Origin of the sequence: Mesorhizobium sp. WSM3879, from assembly GCF_002294915.1 — a bacterium.
GTDB lineage: Bacteria > Pseudomonadota > Alphaproteobacteria > Rhizobiales > Rhizobiaceae > Mesorhizobium.
On the sequence record NZ_NSFZ01000030.1, the window covers coordinates 1 to 2,652 of the forward strand.

Annotated in this window: 3 protein-coding genes; all 3 read right to left on the reverse strand. The window is 64.0% G+C overall.

Going from position 1 to position 2,652, the window contains the following annotated elements:
• Positions 1-306: 306 nt before the first annotated feature.
• A complete protein-coding gene (locus CK218_RS29820; protein WP_082980372.1) occupies positions 307-549 on the reverse strand; it encodes a hypothetical protein in 243 nt (80 codons plus the stop codon).
• Between the two features lie 79 nt (positions 550-628).
• Positions 629-1,630: a nucleotidyltransferase family protein gene (locus tag CK218_RS29825; protein WP_245435245.1), complete on the reverse strand. Its 1,002-nt coding sequence runs from the start codon at positions 1,628-1,630 to the stop codon at positions 629-631.
• The gene (locus tag CK218_RS29830; protein ID WP_176478072.1) at positions 1,621-2,433 is read right to left on the reverse strand and encodes an aldolase; all 813 of its coding nucleotides are present in this window, start codon (positions 2,431-2,433) and stop codon (positions 1,621-1,623) included. The genes CK218_RS29825 and CK218_RS29830 overlap by 10 nt, the downstream gene beginning before the upstream one ends.
• Positions 2,434-2,652: the final 219 nt, after the last annotated feature.

The window sequence follows — 2,652 nt, forward strand, 5'->3', positions numbered from 1 at the left end:
GCGCCGAGCAGCGACGATCCGAGCCACCAAATGAGCCTCTATGTCGTCGATCGCGGCGTGGACAACGACTCGAATCCGACCGAGAACGACGGCAAGATCTATGAATTCCATTTGAACGATTGGCTGCTCGCCTGATCTGACAGGGGGAGCGACCGCCAACAAACAAATACCCCGACCGCGGCGTGCCGCCAGCGATCGGGGTATCAAAATTGAAGCAAAGACGCGAAAGCGCGCCGCCCGGATCCATTTCCGCGCGACGCGCTTTTGGTTCTCAAAACGCTGCTTCAGCGACCCTGACGGTCAACCTTACGACTGGCCGGGAGGCCCGAGGTGAATGTGGTTTTTGTCGCCCCAGCCGTTGCCCGGGCGTGTTCCTCCCGATTTGGCGATTGCTCTGGAGTTCAGGCTGGTGCCGAGCAGAACCGTTATGGCCGGTGGAGTCACCGCCGCAAAACGCCCTGCCTTCTTGAGAAAGTCCCGGCGCGCCTGAGCCTCTGAAACGAGGACTTCCTGCGTCCTTTCCGAGCGTTTCGTGCTTTCGGTTGGCATGACGATTCTCCCATGCGGGTTCCAAAGTATCACAACAGCTTATGTTTCCCGATGCCAGGATACTAGTTCACCAAAAGGCTTAGATTTTCGCGCTTGGAAGCAAAAGCGTACGAGCGATGCGCCGCGCGAAATCGGACGAGCCCCCCCTCGCCGAACCCCTGGCGCTTAGAAACCGCCGCGTTCCCCAAATCAAATTCCCGGCCAGGCGCAACGGAGCGCCGATGATCGGGTGGGTCGCCGTGAAGACGCGCCTCCAGTGCTGGAAACGGACGATCGGACGCCGGGCGCATCTTGCCGGGATCCTGGTTCCGAAGAAGTGATGCAAGGCCAGCAGCTGGGCGTCCAGCGCATTGCGGGCGCTTCGGTCCGACATGGATGCCTGCAGCGCGCTCCAGTCCACGTTCTCGGTCTCCGCCAATTGTGCCAGGTCGTGAAGATGCCTGAGATCAATCCTTCCGCGCCAGTAGTCGCCCTCCTTAAACAGGTCGTGCACGATCCAGTGCAGAGCCCGGGACTGGGCAGTAGGAATATTCACCCGCAAATCGTCGTGCTGGACGAACATAGGGGGTTCAAAGTCGATCGCCCGGCGCGCCCGGAGTTCCAGCATTCCGGCATCCTGCTCACGCGCCATGCCTCGCTCGCCTGCCACCTCGGCATAGCCGAGCTCTTCAAGGCAGATTTGGGCGGCGGCCTCTTCGGCCGGCTCCACGGCCAAATCGAGGTCGCTTGTCATCCTGCTGGGAGCCCGGCCTGCCGGCGCAAGGAACAAGGGAACAGCGCCCTTGAGCAGGAGCGGAACGATGCCGCGGCCATTAAGCGCCGCAACGGCTTCGAGCAGTTGGGCGCGCAGCCGCAGGTTCCGCTCCCGATTGCAGTCGTGAACGAACCGGAGATATTCGTACACGTCCTGCGGCAGCCGGTGGATCTGGCCGGCGCGCGCGAGGGAGGAGAACAAATCCGGCGTGAGCAAAGTGCGATTGGCCAGAGCGATTACGGCGTGCCAATCGGCCCCGTCGGCCGGACTGCCGCGAAGTCCGGCGATCAGAGCCTCGAGCGCGTTGCCTCTGTGTCTCACCGGCATGCCTTCGTGATCAGCTCTACTGCATCATCGAGCTTCGAATAGCTCAGACAATAGGTGCCCGCCGATCCGATTACTTGGGTCAGAGTGTCGAAGGCGCTGCCGCTCAACTCTCGGCCGGGTGCGAACGCCCCGTTGAGCAGCACACGCAATGCGCTGGCCGGGTCGATCGGCTCGAGGCAAGCTTTCGCGTCGCGACCTCGACGAAGCTGGATTACATAGCCGATTGGTATGGGGGAGGACGGCACGACCTCGCTGGGCACCGCAAACCGAACTCGCCTGCGGTCCGGCCGGCGACAAACCGGAACAGCGTCGAGATTGGGGTAGCGTTCGGCCAAAAGCGACCATGCTCCCGCCTTGACGGCGGGCGCAAACGGCAGACCAATGCCATGTCCCCGGGAGTCCAACAGCGTCACATCGTCAGATGCGAAACCGAACCCTGCATTGACCAGCGCCAGGGTCAACGTAGTCTTGCCTGCGCCCGGGTTGCCGCAGAGAAGCACGATGCGCTCATTTTTGAGAAGCGCAGCCGCGTGCAGAGCAAGTTCGTAGGCGCTGCGATCGAGGACCTCGATCAGCATCTGCCCTTTCAGCATGACGGGGAGCTCGTCGGGCGCGCAGGACAGAATCCAGTCGCCATCCCGGAACAGGTGGACCCGTCCCTCATGCTCGACCAGCTGGAACAGAATGTCGGCAGTCTCTCGCCGGACCTCGAGATGCCGGAACACGGCGACCGCGGGAAAGGCGCGGGCTGCAGGGTACTCGATGCGTACGGAAAGGCCCGCGATGGCGACCACCTGGCTCACAGCCTCTCGAGCCGGCACAGACGGCGGTGCGTCGGGCCGTATCAAGCTCAGCCGCTGCCAATCCCTCAGCGCGGCCTCGACATGCCTGTTTGCCTCGATGCCATCGACGCCGGCGCCGGGGCGGCGCGGGCCCGCGGGGGGGGCCGCCGGGGGCCGGGCGGGGGGGGGGGCGGACGCCGGGGGCGGGTGGTTTGTGGGGCCCCGGGGCGGGGCGGGGGG

What these genes read in the sequence shown, in the direction of transcription:
- CK218_RS29825 (WP_245435245.1), bottom strand. Translation starts at nt 1,630, where the DNA reads ATGCCGGTGAGACACAGAGGCAACGCGCTCGAGGCTCTGATCGCCGGA.
- CK218_RS29820 (WP_082980372.1), bottom strand. Translation starts at nt 549, where the DNA reads ATGCCAACCGAAAGCACGAAACGCTCGGAAAGGACGCAGGAAGTCCTC.